This is a genomic window from Nocardia araoensis NBRC 100135, from assembly GCF_000308435.1.
GTDB lineage: Bacteria > Actinomycetota > Actinomycetes > Mycobacteriales > Mycobacteriaceae > Nocardia > Nocardia araoensis.
The window spans coordinates 1-5332 of sequence record NZ_BAFR01000308.1; the positions used below are offsets into that span (position 1 = coordinate 1).

Below are 5332 nucleotides of genomic sequence, written 5' to 3' on the forward strand. Positions count from 1 at the left end.
AATCAGACCGAGATCAGATCCGCCGAAGATCAGACAGTCCCCCACAGGCACTGTGGCGGGCGCGGGTTTCGCTGATTGTCGGGTACGGGAGTTCGTGCCGTTGCTTGTGGAGCGGATCGCTGATCGGAAGTTGTCGCGCCTGTGTCCGTGATCGGGTTGGGTGTGGGCGATGCCCCCGATGCAGAGCAGGCGAGGGTTTTCCTCTGTACCCTTGAACGGTGGGTGCGGATGCTGGTCTGGGAGTTGGAATTCCTGCAAGGCGCTGTGGCCCGGCGGCCGATCAACGCGGAGTTGGTGGCTGTCCGCAGGATGATCGAGCGTATCCATCGCCGATTCCCGCGCCTTCGGCCAGGAACAGGCGCAACCGGGCAGGCTGAACCTGCGTGAGGTCCCAGATAGGATCGGTCGCCGTGCCGGGAGAAACCGCCCCCGCACCGACCCGTAGACGACCGCGGCGGGGGTGGTAGGAGGGCGAGCGATCCCGTTGACGGCAGCGCCACGGGCGGTCGGGTCGGTCGGTTCGTGCGGAAGGTGACGACCGCGTCGGGGGCGACGGCGGTGCAGATCGTGCACAAACACGGCCAGATCGTGGAGGGCATCGACCACATCGGGGTCGGCCCACGATGAGCAGGAACTGGCACTGCTGCTGGCCCGAGCACGCGACCAGCTGCATGCCGGGCAAGCACCGCTGGATCTGGAACTGCCTGTGGCACAAGGCCGCTCACTGGCGGTGACCGCGCGGTATGGGTAAGTCCGCACCCACACCGCACCTCATGCTGGTCGTACTGGGTGATCGTGACACTGATGACCGAGACCTCGTGCTACTGATAGCGGTCGACCATCCCGAGATCGACTGCGACAGCCATATCCCGTCCACACTCGCAGATCCCCTGCGGGAATACGTCTTTCGTCTCGGTTCAGGCCAAATTCGCGCCCGGCGCACCGGGCTGCTTGCCCCGCTTGCGCATCACCCCGCCAGTCCGTTCCGGTTTCACCGCAGGCGGTCTGCGGGCCAGGATCGTCATCCCTGGAAGTGGGTTCGACGAGTTACCCGAGTTACAGCTGAGCAGGTGCTCGACCTGAGCCAACCGCTGCGGCAGTTCCGCATTACTCGCCACCAGCTCACTGTTGGTCGCGATCAGCTCCGTCACCGCTGTCATCAACGCCGCGATCTGCACAACACGCTGTTGCAGAAGCCCTTTCACCTCCACCAGTCCACACAGTTGCTCGGTCAGCTGCGCCACCAGAGCCCCCAGCTCCTGATACGAAGGGCGCGGATCCCTCGGACACCCCAGCATGATTCACCAAACCCACACAGAACTTGAGCGGACACGCCGCGCACCAACAGGTTTCGATCATTGCTCTCACACCCAGGCTTCGTACCATTCGGCCAGCCGTCGCCAGTACATTGTTGCGGAGGCTCCACACAGTCCGGTCGGCAACTGGTTCCAGCCGATACCGGTGCGGGTCACGAAAAGATGCCTGCCAACGCCGCAGGGACATCGGTCCATGCGGCGGTCCGGATACCGAAAGCGTCACTGTCGCTTGGAATCAGTGGCCTCAGCCTCGCCCACAATGCATCGGTCATCACTTCATCAACCGCTTCGAGATTTTTCGGAAACCCTGCGCGGCAATCCAAAACGCACTCCGACTCATTCTGAACTGTTTTCCTAGACCGCGTCTCGATCGACCATTCCGCTAATCGACTCACCGGCAAGGATTTTCACGATCCGATCCAACGTGTAGCGTGAGTGAAGGTCGGGTTGCAGTGCCAGCACCCCGTCGGGAACGCGGATATTCCATCGGTAGCAGCCGTCGTTACCGTTGCGGAAACCACGAACGAAGCGACCCAGATCGTGAAACTTTAATAAACAATCGTATCGCATAAACTAGTTGATTCGGTGAATCGTTCGGGGAAACTATGTCAATGGATTTACATCCACGGAACCGGGTAGCGCCCGGAGGAGTTGACTGATGATATAGGAACGATCGTAATCGAGGCCGGTGAGCGCGCCTGTACTGGCGCCGGGGCAGCCGACGGCGAATTTGAGTCACATATTCGGTAGCTGTTGACGAGGCATTTCGTCCGGCACTATTTTCCTTCTCGTCTTGCAAACAATGAAGGCGAGTCGCGCCCTTCAAGGGCGCGTTCATTCAACGTTAACGGAAGGGCTGCTCTATATCGGCGCGGCGACGATGCGGAGGATCGCCGCGTTCTTTCAATATCCTGCTGGTGATTATCGGTCCATCATCGGATCTGTTTGCTATGGAAGTCATGTCATGAAATATCGCAACGTTATCAAAACTCTCGCACGCGGCGTTATGGGTGCCGCTGCGCTATCAACTCTCGTAGCGTTGGCGGCTCCGGCCCACGCCAGTGGCGTTTGGTCAGTAGATACCTTGGCCGCCAGCGGCCTCGCTTATGGGGCAGGTGTGGCGGAGTTCTATGCCGACGGCGAGATTCTGTACATCTACGACAGTGACCCTGACGGTCATGGTCCTGAGGCTTGGCTCGAATTAGTCGATACCAATGGGTCTGTTCACCAGTACGGCCCCTACGTCAACACGATGGGCTACAACACGCGTTTGAAAAAGGATCTCGCTATCCCGGAGGGATGGTACGGCCAGTTGCATGTGTGCATGATGAGCGGCTCAACGCAAATTTCGGGAACCTGCAATTACGTGAGTGTTCATTCGTAGTTTACGTCCGGCGCAATCGGGTTGATCACGCCGGATAGCGCCGCCGCTGCGTTCAACGCCGTGTCGCAGCTTCGGTGTGGGAATCGTTCAACTTGAGGGTGAGAGTCGATTTCGTGTACCTGCACCGACCGGCGATGGTGGCCACGGAGGCCCGGGCGGGCCACGCTCGATATCTGCGTTCAACTCCTTACACAATACAAGGTTGACGCGGCGGGCGGCATCGGCATCTGTCTCCGACATGATCGAGCTGGCTCAGTCCGTCCAGGCCGCCATCCCGGACAGTAAACTAAATATGAAAGGGAGATCGTTGGTCGGCGTGTTGAACCGCACCCGAAGACGGGCGGCTGATTGCCCTGGACGATGTTCGTGGTGGACGGCTCGTACAAACTGCGGCCGACCTCGCGAGATTTGGGGTAATCACGTCCGTCGCCGACCGCAACACCTTCTACGTCCCTATGTCCACTAACGGACACCGGTTTCTAATGCCAAGGTGACATCGCGGCGAAAACCATCCATACGTCGAGCAGAACATGGGATGCCCATCGCTGTCCGCGAATGGCAGATAGTTCGCCTTCAACTCGGCGATCGACGGGGACCCGCGAAAGGCTGGCGGCTGTACGTACTATTCCGGTCTCGGCTGCGAGGCCCCTCGCTCGCCGAAACTCGCAGCGTGGACGACCAGCCGGCCTGGCTGGATTCGAATTCCATCGGATACGCCATTCCGCGGGATATTGAGGACTCGAACATCTGGGCGGCGGACGGGTCGGGCAGTCCATGGCTGCTCATCCCGCACGCCGGATCCCCGGCTGCACTCGGCTGACCGGATCACGGAAATCCGGACAGGCTCGAATCGCCGTGAAAGGAAGCCATTTCTGATGCAGTCATTTGATAGTGACGAACCCGACCGAGATGATCCTGGTGTAACCGAAATCATCGGCACGCCTGATACCGATATGGCGATCCCGATTGCGACCGAATTGATCAGCACCTCTGACAGTGGGAACAGCGATTGCACCGCAACGATGCTCATAGGAACGCCTGAAAATGCCACGGCCGGTCCTCGTCACTCACGAAGTGAAGGCAACGACGATGATTTTGGCGACAGTATATGCGAAGACCGGTTCGGATCCTCGGACTCGGGTCGATGGCATGGGTACGCGGGGTATTTCAACCTTCGCCGGCACTTGCCGAGCCTCATGGCCCGCGACCTTCGCCGGCACCTGCCCTATATCGCGGCTATCCTTGCGCTGATCACGCTCGTTATCGGAGGCGTGGTAGCAACGGATTCGAGGCGAAGCGACCGGGTAGCCGATGCCATGGCGTCGTCGGAGTTCTCCGAGACGTCGAGCACGAAAGATCCGACCCAGCAGATCGGAGCCATTGAGGCCTGCAACGCTGCCGGCACCTCGGGAGCCTTGAGTGATGTACCCATTCCGGGTGACACCGCAACAGCAGACACTGCCAACAGCGGGGCGGACACCACGGCCGACACGACAAGCAACGAGTCGATCGAGGCAACCGACACCACCATGAGCGAGCCGACCACGACCACCGATACACCGACCACAGTGCCCAGTCTGTCGGTCAGCGTGAGTGCGAGTTTCTCGGTGCAGTCTCCCCCTCAATCAGACGTGGGTCAGACCGTTCAGCCCTTCGTAAGCCCCAGCCAGGATCCGGTCAGCAGCCCCTTCTCGGCGAGCCCCTCGCTGATCGAGCCAACCACACGAATCAGCACGACAACAACAACGACTGGTATGACGACAACATCGACCGCCACGCAAACGGCAACATCCATCGGTACAACAACACCATCGACCAGCGCGACGACAACGGTACCGGCTACCACGTCGGTCCTATCCATTCCGATGACTACCACAACCATTACGACAACTGCGCGGAGACCGGCGCCATCACCGTCCAAGCCGACGATCGCGCATCCACCGACCACCAGCTCGCCCTACTCGGTGGTGCCGACCGTGCCCAAGCCGATGAAGTTGCCCACCACTTGGCCGGTGCCCTTACCGCGCAAGTAGAAGGCGATTCGGGCAGCCGAGGCGGCTTCGCCACCGCTGTTGCCCCTCAAGCCGCGCCACGCAAGGCTATAGGGCGGCAGCGCTGCCCGCGCCCTCTGCCACTTCGTCACCGATCCCCTCTACGAACCTGAGTTGCACCGCCCGGTAAGGACTTTCGGTATCGTGTCGCGCTGACCTATGGTGTTGTTGGTCGGTTGCTCGGATTGTCCCTAGCGGCGTGGAGCAGCAAATCCGAGGGCGGCATCGTCATGGGCAGAACCGATCCGATCGATACTCACCACCCGTCGGCCACGCTTGTGCACGATCTGCGCCGCTGTCACCCCCGGCACGAGCTTGACTTTAAACACACGAACGACCCCACGCGGCTGACCCTGCCCACCGCCGAACCAAGATTCGTAACCACAGCTTCTTCATGCATGAACCGGGCGTGTACGGATCTCTGTGTAAGCGCTCGTGGTTCAACGAATGGTGATTCGGTCTCCGAAGTAGAGGGTTAGTGCGTTGAGCGCTCCTTTCCAGCCTGGCGCGACTTGGTTGCGGTCGGTTGTTTTCGGTTCGATCATGTGCCGGATGGCGAGGTAGAGCACTTTGACCACAGG

The 5332-nt window shown here is 60.3% G+C and carries 5 protein-coding genes and 2 pseudogenes; 5 read left to right on the plus strand and 2 right to left on the minus strand.

Annotated elements, in window-relative coordinates; genetic code table 11:
• Positions 1-94: 94 nt before the first annotated feature.
• Both ON21_RS41100 and ON21_RS41280 read left to right on the plus strand, forming a co-directional pair.
• The gene (locus ON21_RS41100; protein ID WP_373281163.1) at positions 95-151 is read left to right on the plus strand and encodes a hypothetical protein; all 57 of its coding nucleotides are present in this window, start codon (positions 95-97) and stop codon (positions 149-151) included.
• 371 nt (positions 152-522) lie between these two features.
• A pseudogene (locus ON21_RS41280) lies at positions 523-706 on the plus strand (IS1634 family transposase); the annotation flags it as partial.
• Between the two features lie 211 nt (positions 707-917).
• Here the strand turns inward: ON21_RS41280 and ON21_RS30850 are convergent.
• Positions 918-1244 carry a DUF6444 domain-containing protein gene (locus ON21_RS30850; RefSeq protein WP_039803868.1) on the minus strand — a complete coding sequence of 109 codons (327 nt, stop codon included), beginning with the start codon at positions 1242-1244 and terminating at the stop codon, positions 918-920.
• 865 nt (positions 1245-2109) lie between these two features.
• Here ON21_RS30850 and ON21_RS38830 point away from each other — a divergent pair.
• The 3 genes from ON21_RS38830 to ON21_RS38840 all read left to right on the plus strand — a co-directional run bounded on the left by ON21_RS38830 (position 2110) and on the right by ON21_RS38840 (position 4733).
• A complete protein-coding gene (locus tag ON21_RS38830) occupies positions 2110-2700 on the plus strand; it encodes a hypothetical protein (protein WP_157171042.1) in 591 nt (196 codons plus the stop codon).
• Between the two features lie 670 nt (positions 2701-3370).
• Positions 3371-3520, plus strand: a complete 150-nt coding sequence (locus tag ON21_RS38835; RefSeq protein WP_157171043.1) for a hypothetical protein — start codon at positions 3371-3373, stop codon at positions 3518-3520.
• Between the two features lie 55 nt (positions 3521-3575).
• The gene (locus ON21_RS38840) at positions 3576-4733 is read left to right on the plus strand and encodes a hypothetical protein (RefSeq protein WP_157171044.1); all 1158 of its coding nucleotides are present in this window, start codon (positions 3576-3578) and stop codon (positions 4731-4733) included.
• Positions 4734-5191: 458 nt separating this feature from the next.
• Here ON21_RS38840 and ON21_RS41285 read toward each other — a convergent pair.
• Positions 5192-5332, minus strand: a pseudogene (locus ON21_RS41285) (IS256 family transposase); the annotation flags it as partial.